The sequence below is a fragment of the Clostridium sardiniense genome, from assembly GCF_050584765.1.
Taxonomy (GTDB): Bacteria; Bacillota; Clostridia; order Clostridiales; family Clostridiaceae; genus Clostridium; species Clostridium sardiniense_A.
Genome location: NZ_JBNOOR010000001.1, coordinates 1,450,224 through 1,467,749, shown reverse-complemented (window position 1 = coordinate 1,467,749; position 17,526 = coordinate 1,450,224). Strand labels below are relative to the sequence as shown.

The 17,526-nt window shown below is 29.8% G+C and carries 20 protein-coding genes, 1 tRNA gene and 1 other annotated feature; of the genes, 16 read left to right on the top strand and 5 right to left on the bottom strand.

The window, feature by feature from the left end; translation table 11 throughout:
• Positions 1-7: 7 nt before the first annotated feature.
• The 5 genes from ACQPUW_RS07260 to ACQPUW_RS07240 all read left to right on the top strand — a co-directional run bounded on the left by ACQPUW_RS07260 (position 8) and on the right by ACQPUW_RS07240 (position 5,286).
• Positions 8-949, top strand: a complete 942-nt coding sequence (locus ACQPUW_RS07260) for an ABC transporter permease (protein ID WP_430836791.1) — start codon at positions 8-10, stop codon at positions 947-949.
• Positions 950-964: 15 nt separating this feature from the next.
• On the top strand, positions 965-1,972 hold the full coding sequence (locus tag ACQPUW_RS07255; protein WP_430836790.1) for an ABC transporter ATP-binding protein: 1,008 nt from the start codon (positions 965-967) through the stop codon (positions 1,970-1,972).
• Position 1,973: 1 nt separating this feature from the next.
• Positions 1,974-2,960, top strand: a complete 987-nt coding sequence (locus ACQPUW_RS07250; protein WP_430836789.1) for an ABC transporter ATP-binding protein — start codon at positions 1,974-1,976, stop codon at positions 2,958-2,960.
• Positions 2,961-3,011: 51 nt separating this feature from the next.
• Entirely contained in the window at positions 3,012-4,688 is a 1,677-nt protein-coding gene (locus ACQPUW_RS07245) for a peptide ABC transporter substrate-binding protein (protein WP_430836788.1), read from the top strand.
• A gap of 103 nt (positions 4,689-4,791) precedes the next feature.
• Positions 4,792-5,286 (top strand): GNAT family N-acetyltransferase, encoded by a 495-nt coding sequence (locus ACQPUW_RS07240; RefSeq protein ID WP_430836787.1) that lies wholly within the window; start codon positions 4,792-4,794, stop codon positions 5,284-5,286.
• A gap of 40 nt (positions 5,287-5,326) precedes the next feature.
• On the opposite strand, the gene dapB is transcribed toward ACQPUW_RS07240, so the two are convergent.
• From dapB to ACQPUW_RS07225, 3 genes are read right to left on the bottom strand one after another with little or no spacing between them, the layout of a single operon-like run.
• Positions 5,327-6,082 (bottom strand): 4-hydroxy-tetrahydrodipicolinate reductase, encoded by a 756-nt coding sequence (gene dapB / locus ACQPUW_RS07235; protein WP_430836786.1) that lies wholly within the window; start codon positions 6,080-6,082, stop codon positions 5,327-5,329.
• A 17-nt stretch (positions 6,083-6,099) separates the two neighbouring features.
• Positions 6,100-6,978: a 4-hydroxy-tetrahydrodipicolinate synthase gene (gene dapA / locus ACQPUW_RS07230; protein WP_430836785.1), complete on the bottom strand. Its 879-nt coding sequence runs from the start codon at positions 6,976-6,978 to the stop codon at positions 6,100-6,102.
• Between the two features lie 19 nt (positions 6,979-6,997).
• A complete protein-coding gene (locus ACQPUW_RS07225; RefSeq protein WP_430836784.1) occupies positions 6,998-7,987 on the bottom strand; it encodes an aspartate-semialdehyde dehydrogenase in 990 nt (329 codons plus the stop codon).
• Positions 7,988-8,194: 207 nt separating this feature from the next.
• Between ACQPUW_RS07225 and ACQPUW_RS07220 the strand changes: the two genes are divergently transcribed.
• The 3 genes from ACQPUW_RS07220 (at position 8,195) to hslO (ending at position 10,175) form a co-directional block, all read left to right on the top strand.
• Positions 8,195-8,446: a small, acid-soluble spore protein, alpha/beta type gene (locus ACQPUW_RS07220; protein WP_430836783.1), complete on the top strand. Its 252-nt coding sequence runs from the start codon at positions 8,195-8,197 to the stop codon at positions 8,444-8,446.
• Between the two features lie 97 nt (positions 8,447-8,543).
• Entirely contained in the window at positions 8,544-9,290 is a 747-nt protein-coding gene (locus ACQPUW_RS07215; protein ID WP_430836782.1) for a class I SAM-dependent DNA methyltransferase, read from the top strand.
• Positions 9,291-9,293: 3 nt separating this feature from the next.
• The gene (gene hslO, locus ACQPUW_RS07210) at positions 9,294-10,175 is read left to right on the top strand and encodes an Hsp33 family molecular chaperone HslO (RefSeq protein ID WP_430836781.1); all 882 of its coding nucleotides are present in this window, start codon (positions 9,294-9,296) and stop codon (positions 10,173-10,175) included.
• A 49-nt stretch (positions 10,176-10,224) separates the two neighbouring features.
• Here hslO and ACQPUW_RS07205 read toward each other — a convergent pair.
• Positions 10,225-10,299: transfer RNA gene (locus tag ACQPUW_RS07205), tRNA-Cys, on the bottom strand.
• Between the two features lie 110 nt (positions 10,300-10,409).
• Here ACQPUW_RS07205 and ACQPUW_RS07200 point away from each other — a divergent pair.
• Positions 10,410-11,054, top strand: coding sequence for an HD domain-containing protein (locus tag ACQPUW_RS07200; RefSeq protein WP_430836780.1), 645 nt, complete (start codon positions 10,410-10,412; stop codon positions 11,052-11,054).
• A 115-nt stretch (positions 11,055-11,169) separates the two neighbouring features.
• Here ACQPUW_RS07200 and ACQPUW_RS07195 read toward each other — a convergent pair whose 3' ends face one another.
• Entirely contained in the window at positions 11,170-11,871 is a 702-nt protein-coding gene (locus ACQPUW_RS07195; RefSeq protein ID WP_430836779.1) for a DUF6873 family GME fold protein, read from the bottom strand.
• 144 nt (positions 11,872-12,015) lie between these two features.
• Here ACQPUW_RS07195 and ytxC point away from each other — a divergent pair, with 144 nt between their 5' ends.
• The 7 genes from ytxC (at position 12,016) to ACQPUW_RS07160 (ending at position 17,242) form a co-directional block, all read left to right on the top strand.
• Positions 12,016-12,894: a putative sporulation protein YtxC gene (gene ytxC / locus ACQPUW_RS07190; protein ID WP_430837290.1), complete on the top strand. Its 879-nt coding sequence runs from the start codon at positions 12,016-12,018 to the stop codon at positions 12,892-12,894.
• A 197-nt stretch (positions 12,895-13,091) separates the two neighbouring features.
• Entirely contained in the window at positions 13,092-13,613 is a 522-nt protein-coding gene (gene infC, locus ACQPUW_RS07185; protein ID WP_430836778.1) for a translation initiation factor IF-3, read from the top strand.
• 22 nt (positions 13,614-13,635) lie between these two features.
• Positions 13,636-13,833 (top strand): 50S ribosomal protein L35, encoded by a 198-nt coding sequence (rpmI, locus tag ACQPUW_RS07180; RefSeq protein ID WP_024614980.1) that lies wholly within the window; start codon positions 13,636-13,638, stop codon positions 13,831-13,833.
• A 27-nt stretch (positions 13,834-13,860) separates the two neighbouring features.
• On the top strand, positions 13,861-14,220 hold the full coding sequence (rplT, locus tag ACQPUW_RS07175; RefSeq protein WP_430836777.1) for a 50S ribosomal protein L20: 360 nt from the start codon (positions 13,861-13,863) through the stop codon (positions 14,218-14,220).
• 198 nt (positions 14,221-14,418) lie between these two features.
• Complete coding sequence (locus tag ACQPUW_RS07170; protein WP_430836776.1) at positions 14,419-15,765, top strand: TrkH family potassium uptake protein; 1,347 nt, start codon at positions 14,419-14,421, stop codon at positions 15,763-15,765.
• A gap of 12 nt (positions 15,766-15,777) precedes the next feature.
• The gene (locus tag ACQPUW_RS07165) at positions 15,778-16,446 is read left to right on the top strand and encodes a potassium channel family protein (protein WP_204594245.1); all 669 of its coding nucleotides are present in this window, start codon (positions 15,778-15,780) and stop codon (positions 16,444-16,446) included.
• 13 nt (positions 16,447-16,459) lie between these two features.
• Complete coding sequence (locus ACQPUW_RS07160) at positions 16,460-17,242, top strand: TrmH family RNA methyltransferase (RefSeq protein ID WP_430836775.1); 783 nt, start codon at positions 16,460-16,462, stop codon at positions 17,240-17,242.
• A gap of 43 nt (positions 17,243-17,285) precedes the next feature.
• Positions 17,286-17,507: a binding site (T-box leader), on the top strand.
• Positions 17,508-17,526 lie beyond the last annotated feature (19 nt).

Genomic DNA, 17,526 nt, shown 5'->3' with positions numbered 1-17,526 from the left:
AAAGTGTATGGAAAATTTAGAATTTGATAAAAATATGTTTACTCCTATATCACAAGAGGAGAAAAATTTTCAACAAAATGTAAGACCGAGTGTTGGATATTGGAGTGATGCTTGGAGGAGACTTAGAGCAAATAAAGTGGCATTAGTTTCATTAATAGTAATAATAGTATTAATTTTACTTGCAATAATAGTTCCAATAGTATCACCTTTTGCATATGATGCTCAAATAGCAGGATCAAAAGATTTGGGACCTAACGGAACACATTTTTTTGGTACAGATAAACTTGGAAGAGATTTATTTGTAAGAGTTATGATGGGTGCTAGATACTCATTAATTATTGGAGGAGCTGCTGCTGTAATAAACTTATTTATTGGAGTTATATATGGTGGTATATCAGGATTTTTCGGTGGAAAAATTGATAATATTATGATGAGAGTTGTTGATTGTCTATATTCAATTCCAACAACAATATATGTTGTAATAATTATGGCCGTATTAAAGGATACTTCATTTGACAAAACTGGAATACTAAGTATTATATTAGCACTTTCAATATCATATTGGGTTGGAATGGCAAGAATAGTAAGAGGAGATATACTTCAACTTAAACAACAAGAATTTGTACTTGCTGCTAAAACATTAGGAGCATCTAAAAAAAGAATTTTATTTAGACATTTAATACCTAATTGTATGGGTTCAATAATAGTTACAATGACACTTTTAATACCACAGGCTATATTTACTGAAGCATTTTTAAGCTTTATTGGACTTGGACTAAATGCACCACTTGCTTCATTAGGTACATTATGCAATGATGCAATGCCTGCAATATATACAAAGCCATATCAGTTATTTTTCCCAGCAGTTATGATATGTTTAATAATACTTTCATTTAATATGCTAGGTGACGGATTAACAGAAGCACTAGATCCTAAACATCAAAGATAGGGGGAGTTTAAAAGTATGAGTAAATTATTAGAAGTGAAAAATTTAAGAACCTCCTTTGATACACATTTAGGTGATGTACAGGCGGTAAGAGGAGTTTCATTTTATGTAGATAAAGGAGAAGCACTTGGAATTGTTGGTGAATCAGGATGCGGAAAATCCGTTACAATGATGTCAATAATGAAATTACTATCAGAAAATGCAAATATTCAAAGTGATGAAATTATATTTGATGGAAATGATATAAGTAATTATGGAGAAAGAGAAATGGAGAAGATAAGAGGAGAAAAAATGGGAATGATATTCCAAGATCCTATGACATCTTTAAATCCATTGTATACAATAGGTGATCAATTAACTGAACATCTTATGAAGCATAGAGGAATTTCTAAAAAAGAAGCTTGGAAAAAGGGAATAGAAATGCTAGATTTAGTTGGAATACCAAGTCCTGAAAGTAGAATGAAGCAATATCCACATGAATTTTCAGGCGGTATGAGACAAAGAGCTATGATAGCTATAAGTTTGATTTGTGAACCAAATTTAATTATTGCAGATGAACCAACAACAGCTCTTGATGTTACAATTCAAGCGCAAATACTTGATCTAATGAAAAGTTTAAAAGAAAAGCTAAATACAGCAATTATATTAATAACTCATGATCTTGGTGTTGTAGCAGATCTTTGTGCAAGAATAAATGTTATGTACGGTGGGATAATTGTGGAATCAGGAACTGCAGAGGATATTTTCTATAGAGGAAAACATCCGTATACTTGGGGATTGCTTAGAAGTGTTCCAAACCCACTTAGTGAGCTTAAAGAGAAACTTATACCAATAGATGGTCAGCCACCTGATCTTTTAAAACCGCCTACAGGATGTCCTTTTGCTGATAGATGTGATTATACAATGAAAATATGTATGGAAAATCAACCACCATTATTTAAAGTTGATAATGGACATGAAGCTGCTTGTTGGCTATGTCATGAGAATGCGCCAGACGTTAAAGCACCTATAGGGAGGGAAGGCTAATATGGAAAAACATAAAGATGTGATTTTAGAAGTTAATAATCTTTGCAAGTACTTCCCAGTTAAGAAGGGGATATTTGAAAAGAAGAGTTATGTAAAGGCTGTTGACAGTGTTTCTTTTAGTATAAAAAAAGGAGAAACTTTAGGTCTTGTTGGAGAATCAGGGTGTGGTAAAACTACAACTGGTAGAACTATATTAAAATTATATGAGCCAACTAGTGGAAGTATAATTTTTAATGGTGAAGACATAACAGGAAAATCTGAAAAGGAAATGATTCCTTTAAGAAGGAAGATGCAAATGATATTCCAAGATCCATATGCATCTTTAAATCCAAGAATGACTGTTGGTGATATTATTGGGGAAGCAATAGATATTCATGGATTATATAAAGGAGCAGAGAGAGAAGAGAGAATAAGATATTTGCTTGATAAAGTTGGATTAAATGGAAGTCATATAAATAGATATGCACATGAATTTTCAGGAGGTCAAAGACAAAGAATTGGAATCGCAAGAGCCCTTGCAGTTGAACCGGATTTTATAGTTTGTGATGAACCAATTTCTGCCCTTGATGTTTCAATCCAAGCACAGGTAATTAATATGTTAGAGGAACTTCAAGATGAACTTGGATTAACTTATCTGTTTATAGCTCATGATTTATCAATGGTTAAGCATATATCAACACATATTGGGGTAATGTATTTAGGACAAATGGTTGAAAAAGGACCTAGTGATGATGTTTATTTAAAACCAAAACATCCATATACTAAAGCACTTTTATCAGCAGTTCCTATACCAGATCCAGATATAGCAAAAGCAAATAAAAGAATAGTTTTAGATGGAGATATTCCATCTCCTATAGATCCAGAACCTGGATGTAGATTTAAAGGTAGATGTAAATATGCTAAGGATATTTGTAGCAAGGAAGATCCTATACTAAGGGAAATTGAAAAGGATCATTTTGTAGCTTGTCATTTATTCAATGAAGAATAATTCATTATCAAACTGATAATTTATTATAACTATATAAAAGGGGGATAAAAAATGAAATTAAGTAAAATTAAAAAACTTTGTGCAGTTGCATTAGCAATTTCACTAAGTGCATCAGTTTTCGTTGGGTGTGGAGGATCAGATGAAGGTGGATCTGCAACAGAGCAAAAACTTATGTATAATATTGGGGCCGTTGTAGAAACTATAGATCCAGCTCTTAACACAGCAGTTGATGGATCAACAGTTATTGGAAATGCTTTTGAAGGTCTAGTTAGACTAGATGAAAATGATAAAGCAATCCCTGGAGTAGCAAAAGAGTGGAAGGTATCTGATGATGGATTAACTTACACATTTACATTAAGAGATGATGCTAAATGGTCAGATGGACAGCCTGTAACTGCAAAAGATTTTGATTATGCTTGGAAAAGAGTATTAAATAAAAAGACAGCAGCAGAGTATGTGTATCAATTCTGGTATATAAAGAATGCTCAAGAATATTATAATGGAAAAGCTGAAGAGAAAGATTTAGGAATTAAAGTTGTTGATGATAAGACTTTAGAGGTTACATTAAATGCTCCAACTCCATATTTTATAGAACTTATGGCATTCCCAACTTATATGCCTGTTAGAAAGGATGTAGTTGAAGCCAATGGAGATAAGTGGAGCCTTAAACCAGAAACTTATATTTCAAATGGACCATTCAAATTAACAGATTATCAAATGAAAGATTCTTATACTTTTGAAAAGAATGAAAATTATTGGAATAAGGATGATATAAAGCTTGAACAATTAGTTTATAAGATGGCTACTGATGAAACAAGTTCTTATGCATCATTAGAATCAGGGAATTTTGATATGATTGCAAATGTTCCAGTTGAAAGAATTGAAGATGGAAAAGAAAAGGGGCTTGTACAAGTATTCCCTAACTTAGGAACATATTTTGTATGTGCTAATGTAGGAAATAATTCAGACAAATTAGATAAAGAAGTTCAAAAAGCTCTTGGTAACAAGAAAGTAAGACAAGCGCTTTCATTAGCAATAGATAGAGAAACAATAGTTAAAGATGTAACTAAAGCAGAACAAGTACCATCTGCTAGTTTTGTTCCATCAGGTGTTAAAGATCCAGATGAAAAAGAATTTAAAAATAATAAGTTTGATCCTTTAAAGTATGAAGATAATGTTGCAGAAGCTAAAAAATTATTAAAGGAAGCTGGATATGAAGATGGAAAAGGACTTCCACAACTAGAATTAATGTATAATTCAGAAGGTGGACATAAGGCTATAATGGAAGTTATTGAGCAAAACTGGAAAGCTATTGGTGTTAATGTTAAGCTTACAAATCAAGAATGGGCAGTATTCTTAAATACAAGACAAAATGGTGATTATCAAATAGCTAGACATGGTTGGTCAGCTGACTATACAGATCCTATGACGTTCTTAGACATGTGGGTAAGTGGAAATGCAGATGACAAAAATAGCTGGGGTAATAATGATGCTCACTTCTCAAATAAAGAGTATGATGAGTTAATTAAGAAAGCTAAAGTAGAAGCAGACAATAAGAAGAGATTTGAATACATGAAGAAGGCAGAAGAAATTTTGTTAGAAGAAATGCCAATTATGCCTATATATGATTATACTAAAGTATATGGTGTACAATCATATGTTAAAGGATTTAGAGCTTCAACTCTTGGTCAAGTTTACTTTGACAAAGCATATATAGAAGCACATTAATTTAAAATAAAAAGCTAAAGAAGATATCTTCTTTAGCTTTTTTATTGCATAAATCACTGTATATATTATTAAAATATATAATAAGAGAGGGGGAGGTAGTTACGTGGAAATTATAAGATTAGATAAAAGATATACTAGAGAACTATACAATCTATTTTATGCTTTAGATCATGAAAGTGAGTTTATGCTATTTGAAGAAGGGGAAAGAAATATAACGGAAAATCAGGTAGGAAATATTTTATCTTCGCCAGAAAGTGAAGGTGTTGCAATAGGTGCAATAGTGGATGGAAAGCTTATTGGATATTTAACTTCTTTTAGAGGACAATATAAAAGAGTAAGACATACATCTTATAATGTTATTGGTATAAGAGCCGGATTTAGAGGAAAGGGTATAGGGACTAAATTATTTAGAGAATTATTTATATGGGCAAGAGAAAATGAGATAGTTAGACTTGAACTTACAGTTATATGTAATAATAAAGCAGGAGTTAAATTATATAAGAATATGGGATTTAAAATAGAGGGAATAAAAATGAAAGCTTTTTTAAAAGATGGAGTATATTTAGATGAATATTATATGGGGAAAATATTAAATTAAAAAAAGATGGTAGAAAAAATTCTACCATCTTTTAATATATTTATAATCCAATCACGTCATCCATATTATATAGTCCAGGTTTAGCAATCTTACCCATATATTCACACGCTTTTAATGCCCCTACTGCAAATACTTCTCTTGATATTGCTTTATGAGTTAATTCAATAACTTCACCAGTACCTGCAAATATTACATCATGATCACCAACGATTGATCCGCCACGAACTGCATGAATTCCTATTTCTTCTTTTTCACGTTTGTGTGAACCTTCTCTGCCATATACATATTTAGTTTCTTCTTTTAAAGAATCTCTTATAGTATCAGCTAAGAGAAGAGCAGTTCCACTTGGAGCATCTACTTTTTGATTATGATGTTTTTCTATGATTTCTATATCATAATTTCCGTATAAAATAGGTGCAACTTTTTTTAATAATGAGTTTATTAAATTAATTCCAAGTGACATATTAGCAGATCTAAATAGAGGAAGAGTTTTGCTCTTTTCATCTATAAGTTTTAAATCTTCATCTGAAAAACCAGTTGAGCATATTACAAGAGGTTTTTTAGTCTTCTCTGTTAATTCTAATAAACCATTTAAAGCATCAGCTCTAGAAAAATCAAGTAGTACATCATACTCTATATTTACATCCATAGGCTTTTCAAACACTTTATATGGTAAATCCTTTTTAGGGAATCTATCTATACCGGCAACTATTTCAAGATCATTAAAATCTTTTGATATATTTGTTATAACAGTTCCCATTTTACCTGAGCAACCATTTAATATTACTTTAATCATATAAGTATCTCCTTAAATTACATTAATTTATATTTTTTTAATGTATCTTCAAGACTGTTTTTTAGAGTTTCATCCATTTCATATAATGGAAGTCTTAAAGGACCTACATTTAATCCCATTAAGTTAAGAGCAGTCTTAACTGGTATAGGATTAGTTTCTAAGAATAATGAATTTGCAAGTTCTAAAGTATCTATTTGAATCTTTGAAGCTTCATGACACTTTCCATCTAAATACATTCTTGTCATGTTATGAACTTCTTTTGGTATTACATTTGCAAGAACAGATATAACACCGATACCTCCAAGAGACATAATAGGTATGATTTGATCATCATTACCTGAATAGATATCTATAGAGTCTCCACATAAAGCTTTCATTTTTGCTACTTGGCTTAAATCTCCACTAGCTTCTTTAATAGCAACAACATTTTTTAGTGTTGAAAGTTCTTTTAAAGTAGATGGTGTAATATTCATACCAGTTCTACTTGGAACGTTATATAGAATTATTGGTATATTTATAGCATCGTTTATAGCTTCAAAGTGCTTTAATAATCCTTTATGATTTGTTTTGTTATAATATGGAGTAATTACAAGAACAGCTGAAACACCAACACTTTCTGCGTATTTACTCATATCTATTGAAGCTTTAGTGTTGTTTGAACCAGTACCAGCAATTACTGGTATTCTACCATTTATAACATCAACTGTGAATTTTATTACTTCTTTCTTTTCATCTAAAGTCATTGTAGTGGCTTCACCTGTTGTTCCACAAATAACTATAGAATCTGTTCCTTCTTTTACATGCCATTCTAGAAGTTCTTTTAATTTATTGTAGTCAACTCCGTTTTCTGTGAAAGGTGTAACTATAGCAACACCTGAACCTTCAAAAATTGTCATATTAAAATTCCTCCAATTCTTATTTGTCCTTAATCATTAATTCAGCAATTTGGACAGCATTTAATGCAGCACCTTTTCTAATGTTGTCAGCAACAACCCAAAGGTTTAATCCGTTATCGATACTAAAATCTCTTCTTATTCTTCCAACAAAAACATCATCTTTATCTGATGCTTCAAGAGGAGTAGGATACTTAAGGTTGTCTACATCATCATAAACTATAACTCCTGGTGCAGCTTCTAAAACTTTAACTACATCTTCAAGTTCAAAAGAATTTAAAAGTTCTACATTAATACTTTCACTATGTGAATTTAATACAGGAACTCTTACAGTAGTAGCAGTTACCTTTAAATCATCAAGATGAAGAATTTTTCTAGTTTCATTTATCATTTTCATTTCTTCTTTAGTGTATCCATTTTCTAAGAATACATCTATATGAGGTAATACATTACCTACTATTGGTTTAGGGAATTTTTTAGGCGCTATTCCCTTCATTCCATCTTCTAAATCTTGTATTGCTTGCATTCCTGCACCAGATACAGCTTGATAAGTAGAGTATACAACTCTCTTTAAACCATATTTATCATGGATAGCTTTCAATACAGGCATCGCTTGGATTGTAGAACAGTTTGGGTTAGCTATAATTCCAGTATTCCACTTTATATCCTCAGGATTTACTTCAGGAACAACTAAAGGAACCTTAGGGTCCATTCTCCAAGCACTACTATTATCTATAACTACAGCACCATTTTCTGCAAAAACAGGAGCAAATTCTAAACTTGTATCTCCACCTGCTGAAAATAACGCAAAATCTAAATCTTTAGATTTTATGTTTTCTTCGCATGTTTCTTCTACTACGTATTCTACTCCTTTAAAATTTATTTTTTTACCTGCTGATCTTTTAGAAGCAAAAAGATAAAGATTTTTTATAGGAAAATTTCTTTCTTCTAAGATGCTTAATATTTTTCTACCTACATTACCAGTAGCCCCAACTATTGCAATGTTATACAAATTAATCCCTCCAATACTTTTTCTATAATTGTATTTATACAATAACTATAAGGATTTATTAAAGAAATATCAAGAGTTATGGAAAAAATAGCGAGAAAAAATAGAGTGTTAAAAAACTTTTCACATAATTATATTAGTTCCCTAGTAGAATAATACATTTTTTATTTTTTTATGGATAAAATAAAAATAAAGATGGGAGTGAATGATATGAGTAAAACGCCTTTAAAAAAAATTATAAAATCTAAATTAAAATCAAACAAAGAGCTTACAGATGCAGAAAAATTAAGAGAAAAAATAAAATATGAAATTGCAGAAGAATTAGGTCTTAGAGACAAGGTTGACGAAGGAGGCTGGGCTGCGCTTACTGCTGAAGAGACGGGAAGAATTGGTGGTATAATGACAAGTAGGAAAAAAAAGCTTCATATACCAACAAATGATGAGATATTAGGAAGAAAATAATTAATGATAATAAATTTGTAAGTAATTAGTTTGACTAAATCTAGAATTAATTATAATATAAATGGTAGTGTTTTTATAAAGCGAATGGGGGAGTTTTATGGCATATGGTGAATTTGCTAAAATATATGATGAATTGATAAACGAAGATATAAACTATGATGAAATAGCACAAAGAGTTAGAGATATATCAAATGAATATAATATAGAAAAGATAGATTATTTAGATTTAGCTTGTGGAACAGGTAATGTTTCTCTTAGAGTAGCTAAAGATTTTAAAAACTCATTTGCAGTAGATCTTTCAGAGGACATGTTAAGGGAAGCCTTTGAAAAATTTAAAAAAGAAAAAATTAAGAGTAGAATAGTATGTCAAGACATGACAGAACTTACATTGAATCATAAATTTGATTTAATAACTTGCGTGCTAGATTCTACTAATTATATATTAGAAGAAGAAGATCTTATGAACTATTTTAATGGAGTAGTTAATCATTTAAAGGATGATGGAATATTTATATTCGATATAAATTCTTACTATAAATTATCTACTATATTAGGTAATAATATATATACTTATAATTCTGAGGATGTATTTTATTCATGGGAAAATACATTTGAAGATGAAATAACAAATATGTTTTTAACTTTCTTCATTAAAGAGGGTGATCTTTATGAAAGATTTGAAGAGGAACATTTTGAAAGAGCATATAAAGAGGAAGATATAGAAAAAATGCTAAAAGAATGTGGACTATGTATATTAGGAAAATATGAAGGGTACTCAGAAAATAAAGTGTTAGATTCTTCAGAGAGAATATTATATGTAGTTAAAAAAGAGATGGAGGGATAACTTATGAAGGATAAAATTATTAGAGGTACTGCTAAAAATGGAATGGTTAGATTTATAGGAGGTATCACTACAAATTTAGTTAATGAAGGAACTTCATTACATGAATGTACGCCTGTTGCATCAGCAGCACTTGGAAGAATGTTAACTGCATGCTCACTTATGGGAGTTCAATTAAAATCAGATAAAGAAGCTATAACATTAAAGATTGATGGTGGTGGAGAACTTAGAGGAGTTACAGTAACTGGACATTCAGATGGATCTGTTAAAGGATTTATAGGAAATCCAAATGTAGATTTACCACTAAAAGAAAATGGGAAGCTTGATGTAAGTGGGGCTGTTGGAATTAATGGATTACTTTACGTAATAAAAGATATGGGATTAAAAGATCCATATGTAGGACAGGTTCCTATATATACAGGAGAAATAGCAGAGGATTTAGCGTATTACTTTACTGTATCAGAACAAACTCCATCAGCAGTATCACTTGGCGTATTAGTAGATAAAGATCTTTCAACAAAAGCTGCTGGAGGGTTCATAATTCAAATGATGCCAGATGCAGATGAATTATTAGCTGATATAATAACATATAGACTTCAAGAGATGAAGCCAATAACGACTCTTATTGATGAAGGGATGACTATAGAACAAATAATTGAAGAAGTATTTGAAGATATGGAGCCTAAAATATTAGATAGCATTGAACCGCAATATAAATGTGATTGTTCAAAGGAGAGAATAGAAAAAGCTTTAATAAGTATTGGTGAAGAAGAATTAAGAAATATCTATGATGATGGAAAAGATGAAGAGATAGTATGTCATTTTTGTAATAGAAAATATAAAGTAACTCATGATGAAATTGGAGAGTTATTAGAAAAGTGTAAATAAAAAGGATAAAAAAGATGAGAGCTGTGATTAGCTCTCATCTTTTTTGTTTTGGAGGCGCCACCCAGATTTGAACTGGGGAATAAAGGTTTTGCAGACCTCTGCCTTACCACTTGGCTACAGCGCCTTATAGTTATAGTATATTCGATTTTAAAAAAAAGATTACAAAATTTTTTTAAAATACATTTTTTTTATAAAAATGGTTAAAATAATTTTGGTGAAAGGAGTAGAGTTTAAATGCCTAAAATAAAAATAAAAGATATTGAACAGAGTTTGCTTTATGATAAAAAACCATCTGAATACTTTAATAAATTATTTAGAGAGGAAAAACTTAATGAGGAACCGCTTAATGAACTTAAAAAATTATATGATATTCAGCAATCTGAAAAACATCATCCTGAAGGGAATGTATGGAATCATACTATGATGGTAGTAGATAATGCTGCTCATTATAGAGAGTATGCAAATGATAAAAGAGTATTTATGTGGGCAGTCCTTTTACACGATATAGGTAAGATAAAAACTACTAAACTTAGAAAAGGAAGATGGACTTCTTATAATCATGATAATGTAGGTTATGATGAAGGTTATTTATTTCTTAAAGGTATAGGCTTTACTGATGAGGTTTTTATAAAAAAGGTTCAAAGTTTAATAAAATATCATATGCATTTTCTATATATAACAAAAAAATTACCTTTTGGAAATGAAGAGGAAATGGCAAAAACAGTAGATATTAATGATATTACATTAATATTTTTGTGTGATAGATTAGGTAGAGGTGGATTAAATAAAGAAGATAAACTAGATATAATTGCAAGCATGCATGAGTTTTTAGAAAAATATAGAGAGAATGGAACTACAAATTTAAATTTTATTAAGTAGGTTACTTGAGTAGGTTACTTGAAAATATAAAAAAGCTATAAAAATAAAAAAATTATAGCTTTTATTATTCAAAACTGAAACATTTTAAATATGAGAACGTACTATATAGAGAAGCTTATAGAGTTAATATGCTACCCCTATCTATTAGTTTAGAATCTGATAAATAAACAGGTTTAATATTATGCTTTTTTAAGAAAGATATAACTTGCAAACCATATTTATAATGTTTTAAATTACCGAAAAAAGCTATTTTATTATCTCCGATCATACCACCTGTTCCACCTATAAAACCATAATCTAGTCCTTCAAGTATGATATCACCAGGTGGAAGTAATAGAACATCATAATTTTCTTCTATTAAAGTGTTATATATTATTTTATCAGAGGTTATGAAAGCTTTATCATAAATATTTAAAACTGAACATTTTGTATATCCTTGAGTTACGTTTAGTAGCTTTTTCATGGTGCAATTTTCTAATATATTTTTATCTGTATATTTAAGATTATGCATTAGAAAATTATCAGTTATTAAAGCGTTTAAAATTATATCATTAGGATATTTACTATTTAATGAATTGTTAGAAAGAATGAAGTTGATTGAAAAATGTTCTAATTTATTCAAAAAAGATTCTTCAATATTTTTATGAACTATTATTGTTTGACTTTTTTTATCTAAGATATTTAATTGAATATCTACATGTCCATCAATAGCATCATAAAGGAGTGTGGACTTTGGCACCTTTATAGGTTGAACTCCTTGTCTTTTTAAGTTTAATATTTCAATGTCTGTTGTCCTATAGTCAACAAAAGAATACATAAATGTCCTCCTAAATATAAATATATACTTAAATTACTACTAATATGCTAAAAAATCAATAAAACTAGGAAGTTTTACAAAATGATTAGTAGTATAGGTGGATTACATTTAATACATACTATTACTAAGAAGGGAGTGAAATCTATGCTTGTGCTGAAGTTAGCGTATATGGGAGAATTAGACTTTATAAAAGAGTTGCAAGAATTGAAAACCCTACTAAAAAATAAAGAAATAGTAATAGGTTTAGTTGAAAAGATTGAAGGTAAGACTCATCTTGTAAAAGTTATGTGTGATGAAGAGTGTTATAGTGATGAAGTTTTTGAAAAAATTAAAATATATATAAGTGAAGTATTATATGGAATAGTAATTAAAAACTATAAAGAAAAGGAATTGTTTGAGTTTTTAACAGATACTTACTTTTTCTTAAAACAAGATGAAATATTAGAAGTTGAAAAAAATATTATGGATACGTTATATAGACGAAGAGGCATTAAGGATGAAACTAGTGTGTATTGTGAAAATAAGATAAATAAAATAGTTTCAAAAATAAAGAAATGCTTAGAAGAAAAGAATGAACTTAATATAAATGGGTTTATAACATTTAGAATGAGAGAACTAAGAGATGATATAGAAAGAGTTATAGATAAAGTAGTAGAGAAGTATATGGTAGAAAAGGAATATAGAGAATTCATAAAGTTACTAAAATATTTTGTAGATATACAAGATAGCAAGGTTGAAAGGATTGATATTATAATCCATAAAGATGGTGGATACAATGTAGTAGATGAAAATAATAATGATCTTTTTGATGAGTTTATGAATGAGTTAACTGATTGTAAATTAGGAGTGGATGCAAGTATAGAAGACGTAATAATAAGTGGTCTTATAACTAATGCTCCAAAAAAAATTAAAATTTATAGAAAAAAACACTGTACAAATAAAGAATTCATTGATACAATAATAAATGTCTTTGGCGAACGAGTAGAATTTGTTAACGAATATGAAGTTAATAATTTGTTGTAGAATTCTAAAGAAAAGTGTTGACAAAGATGAAGAAAAATAGTAAAATAACTCATGTAAAGAAGAAACAGCCGTTTCTCACCTGCAACGCTTCGTGGAAAGTTGTTAGTATGGTTTAGTTTATTTGATGAATTTGATTAAACAGGACGGCTTTATGCCGTCCTTTATTTATATGTATATTTAAATGTTAAAACCCGGAGGTGGAAGCTATTAGTAAAAATTATATAATTAACGAAAAGATTAGAGATAGAGAGATAAGAGTAATATCTAAAGATGGAGAACAACTTGGTATATTACCAACTAAAGAAGCTCTTAATATGGCAGAGGAAAGTGAATTAGATTTAGTGATGATATCACCAAATGCTAAGCCACCAGTTTGCAAGATTATGGACTTAGGTAAGTTCATATATGAGCAATCAAAAAAAGAAAAAGAAGCTAAGAAGAAACAAAAAGTTATTAATATCAAAGAAATCAGAGTAAGTCTTACTATTGAAGAAAATGATATTGCAATTAAAGCTAAAAAAGCAAGGAAGTTCCTATTAGATGGAGATAAAGTTAAAGTCACTGTAAGATTCAGAGGAAGAGAAATGCAATTAGGCGATATCGCCCAAAAGATTCTTGACAATTTCTTAGGAAAGCTTGAAGATGTTTGTATCATGGAAAAGCCAGCTAAGAGAGAAGGAAGAAACATGACTATGATTTTAGGCCCAAAAAAGGCATAACTTTTGAGAGGAGGATTTTATCATGCCAAAAATGAAGACACATAGAGGTGCAGCAAAGAGATTTAGAAAGACAGGTACAGGAAAACTTAAGAGAGCTAAAGCTTTCAGAAGCCACATCTTAACTAAGAAGAGTTCAAAGACTAAGAGAAAACTTAGAAAAGGTGGATACGTATCAGTAGCACAAGAAAAAGTAATCAAGAAATTATTACCATACCTATAAGAGTTTGGACGCAGGAGGTTTTGTTAAATGGCAAGAGTTAAAAGAGCAGTTAACGCTCGTAAGAATCATAAAAAAGTATTAAAGCTTGCAAAAGGATACTACGGTGGAAAGAGCAGGTTATTTAAGACAGCTAATGAATCAGTTATCAGAGCATTAAGAAATGCTTATGTTGGTAGAAGATTAAAGAAAAGAGATTATAGAAGATTATGGATAGCTAGAATAAACGCAGCTACAAGAATGAATGGTCTTTCATATTCAAGATTCATGAATGGAATGAAGTTAGCTGAAATAGACATAAACAGAAAAATGTTATCAGAGATCGCTATAAATGATCCAAAGGCATTTGCTGAATTAGTTGAAGTAGCTAAAAAACATATAAACGCTTAATTATAAAATGCGACTTAGGTCGCATTTTCTTTATATATAGAAAAAAATAAAGGAAAATGTTTCATGTTTATAGAATGTTAATATAGATATAATAATACTTTAACAAATAGATAGTAAAATTTAGTTGCTAATATTTTATATTATATTGCTTATAATAAATATTAGATATCATTAGATATAAACCGTTGAGGTGATTAAATGAAAAAATTTTCAATAAAAAAATTAAGATTAAGTGGAGTACAAATATTAGCACTAGGATTTATAATAGTTATCCTTATAGGAGGAATACTTTTAAGCTTACCAATTTCATCAGCAAATGGGGAGAGCACAAATTTTTTAGATGCGTTATTTACTTCAACTTCAGCTGTATGTGTAACAGGTCTTGTAACTTTAGATACTGGAACACATTGGAATGAATTTGGGCAGATAGTTATAATGCTTCTTATTGAAGTTGGAGGACTTGGATTTATGTCTTTTGCAACTTTTATAGCGGTATTATTGGGCAAAAAGATAACACTAAGAGATAGATTACTTATGCAAGAGGCTATGAATACATTTAATATTCAAGGACTAGTTAGAATGGTAAGATATGTCTTAGGTTTTACCTTTTCAGTGCAATTTTTTGGAGCACTTTTATTATCTACACAATTTATTCCGCAATTTGGATTTCTAAAAGGGGTCTATTTTAGTATATTCCATTCAATATCAGCTTTCTGTAATGCAGGTTTTGATTTGTTTGGAGGATTTAGTTCAGTTACGGCATATTCAAGTAATGCTGTAGTATTACTTACTATAAGTAGTTTAATTATAATAGGTGGACTTGGTTTTACCGTGTGGCTTGAACTATATAATTACAGAGGTCTTAAGAAATTATCTGTACATTCAAAGATAGTAATATTAATTACAGTCGTATTATTAATTGGTGGAACTATATTAATGTATCTATTTGAAATGAATAATCCTCAAACTATAGGAAATATGGGATTCGGAGATAAGATACTTAATTCTTATTTTGCTTCAGCGTCACCAAGAACTGCTGGATTTAATAGCGTATCTACAGATGGAATGACGAATTCCGGGAAATTCCTGACTATAATATTAATGTTTATTGGTGGTTCACCAGGATCAACAGCAGGTGGACTTAAGACAGCAACATTTGGTATAGTTATTTTAACTGTAATATCAGTTATAAGAGGTAGAGAAGATACACAAGTTTTTGGTAGAAGATTTTCAAAAGAGTTAGTTTATAAATCATTTGCTCTTTTAATAATAGGTATGGCTCTTGTTATAGGGGTCTCAATGTTGTTATCTATTACAGATCCGAATGAATCATTTATAAATATACTTTATGAAGCAACATCTGCCTTTGGTACAGTTGGTCTTACAACTGGAGTTACTCAAAGATTAAGCACAGCAGGAAAAATCATAATAATGATAACAATGTATTGTGGTAGAGTTGGACCTATGACTGTAGCTTTAGCATTTTTAAGAAATAAGAAAAAACAAACACATAAATATCCGGAAGGAAAGATTTTAATTGGTTAGGGGATGAATTAAATGGTAAAGAAGCAATTTGTAATTATAGGTCTTGGAAGATTCGGATCATCAGTAGCTGAAACTCTTTATGGACTTGGAAATGATGTTCTTGTTATAGATAAGGATGAGGATTTAATTCAGGATATATCTGATAAAGTTACTCATGCAGTTCAAATGGATGCAACAGATGAGGGTGCACTTAGAACTTTAGGACTTAGAAATTTTGATGTTGCAGTTGTAACTATTGGATCTAATATACAGGCTAGTGTTATGGTTACACTTTTAGTTAAAGAACTTGGTGTTAAATATATAATTGCTAAGGGAAATAGTGATTTACATGCAAAAGTATTATATAAGATAGGTGCAGATAGAGTAATATTACCTGAAAAAGACATGGGAGTTAGAGTAGCCCATAATTTAGTTTCAGAAAGTATTTTAGATTTTATCGAATTATCACCAGATTACAGTATCATGGAAATAGAAGCACCAGAAGAATGGCAAAATAAGACTATAAGTGAATTAAAGCTTAGAAGTAAATATGGAATTAACGTTATGGCTATAAAGAGAGATGATGAGATAAATCTTTCTCCTCCAGCAGATTTTATAGTTGAAGGTAAAGATATATTTGTTGCAATAGGTTCTGCTGAAGACTTAAGCAAGTTAGAAGGTATGATAGTTAAATTTAACTAATGAGGTGCAGAATTTGATTTATATAGAAAGTAAAGATAACACTATATATAAAGAAACAAAAAAATTAAAAGATAGAAGAAATAGAAACAAACAAAAAAAATATTTAATAGAGGGTTTTAGGTTAGTAGAGGAAGCGCTTAAAGCTGGAGCTAGTATAGAAACTATATTTTGTTTTGATGAATTAGAAAGTAAGACAACAGAGCTTATAGAGAAATATAATTATAGTGGTAAAATATTTAAGTTAAATAGAAGTTTGTTTTTAGAAATTTGTGGAACAGAAAATCCACAAGGAATTCTTGCAGTAGTCTTAATGGATAGTAATGATAAATTATTAAATGGTGAGTTTTATCTACTATGTGATAAAGTTCAAGACCCTGGTAATCTTGGAACTATAATAAGAACGGCACATGCAGCTGGGATTGATGGGATTATATTAACAAAAGGTACAGTTGATATATATAATGATAAAACAATAAGATCTACAATGGGATCTATGTTTTATATACCAATAATACAAGATGATGACTTTAATGTAATTAATGATTTAAAAGAAAGAGGATTTTCATTGGTAGCTACTTCATTAGAAGGAAAAAATGACTTTTTTGACGAAGATTTAACTGGTAAGATAGTTATAACAGTTGGTAATGAAGGTAATGGTGTATCTGACGAAATTTATAATATATCAGATAAAAAGGTAAAAATACCTATGCCAGGAGGAGCCGAATCATTAAATGTAGGAGTTGCTACATCTATAATTCTTTATGAAAGAGTTAGACAAATAAGAAGACTATTGTAATTTTAGAAAATAATATGTATAATCTATAGTATAATTTTAAATTAATAAAGCGTTGATCAAGAGAGTAGGTATAATTAGTTTTTTAAGGGAGAAGTAGCCATAGACTGTAAGCTATTTTAAAAACATTATATTGAAGTTCACTTGGGAGTTCTAACTATGAATTTAAGTAGTAGTTAGCGGGTAAAATCGTTAAATTTACGAGTTGGGTCTAGTTGTTTTTATATTAGACCAATTAGGGTGGTAACGCGGATAATCCGTCCCTTGTTATAGGGGCGGTTTTTTTT

Coding starts and splice junctions, on each gene's coding strand:
- ACQPUW_RS07215 (WP_430836782.1), top strand. CDS start 8,544: ATGGCATATGGTGAATTTGCTAAAATATATGATGAATTGATAAACGAA.
- dapA (WP_430836785.1), bottom strand. CDS start 6,978: ATGACAATTTTTGAAGGTTCAGGTGTTGCTATAGTTACACCTTTCACA.
- ACQPUW_RS07165 (WP_204594245.1), top strand. CDS start 15,778: ATGGTAAAGAAGCAATTTGTAATTATAGGTCTTGGAAGATTCGGATCA.
- ACQPUW_RS07245 (WP_430836788.1), top strand. CDS start 3,012: ATGAAATTAAGTAAAATTAAAAAACTTTGTGCAGTTGCATTAGCAATT.
- ACQPUW_RS07170 (WP_430836776.1), top strand. CDS start 14,419: ATGAAAAAATTTTCAATAAAAAAATTAAGATTAAGTGGAGTACAAATA.
- ytxC (WP_430837290.1), top strand. CDS start 12,016: ATGCTTGTGCTGAAGTTAGCGTATATGGGAGAATTAGACTTTATAAAA.
- ACQPUW_RS07195 (WP_430836779.1), bottom strand. CDS start 11,871: ATGTATTCTTTTGTTGACTATAGGACAACAGACATTGAAATATTAAAC.
- ACQPUW_RS07200 (WP_430836780.1), top strand. CDS start 10,410: ATGCCTAAAATAAAAATAAAAGATATTGAACAGAGTTTGCTTTATGAT.
- ACQPUW_RS07260 (WP_430836791.1), top strand. CDS start 8: ATGGAAAATTTAGAATTTGATAAAAATATGTTTACTCCTATATCACAA.
- ACQPUW_RS07220 (WP_430836783.1), top strand. CDS start 8,195: ATGAGTAAAACGCCTTTAAAAAAAATTATAAAATCTAAATTAAAATCA.
- dapB (WP_430836786.1), bottom strand. CDS start 6,082: ATGATTAAAGTAATATTAAATGGTTGCTCAGGTAAAATGGGAACTGTT.
- ACQPUW_RS07255 (WP_430836790.1), top strand. CDS start 965: ATGAGTAAATTATTAGAAGTGAAAAATTTAAGAACCTCCTTTGATACA.
- hslO (WP_430836781.1), top strand. CDS start 9,294: ATGAAGGATAAAATTATTAGAGGTACTGCTAAAAATGGAATGGTTAGA.
- ACQPUW_RS07250 (WP_430836789.1), top strand. CDS start 1,974: ATGGAAAAACATAAAGATGTGATTTTAGAAGTTAATAATCTTTGCAAG.
- rpmI (WP_024614980.1), top strand. CDS start 13,636: ATGCCAAAAATGAAGACACATAGAGGTGCAGCAAAGAGATTTAGAAAG.
- rplT (WP_430836777.1), top strand. CDS start 13,861: ATGGCAAGAGTTAAAAGAGCAGTTAACGCTCGTAAGAATCATAAAAAA.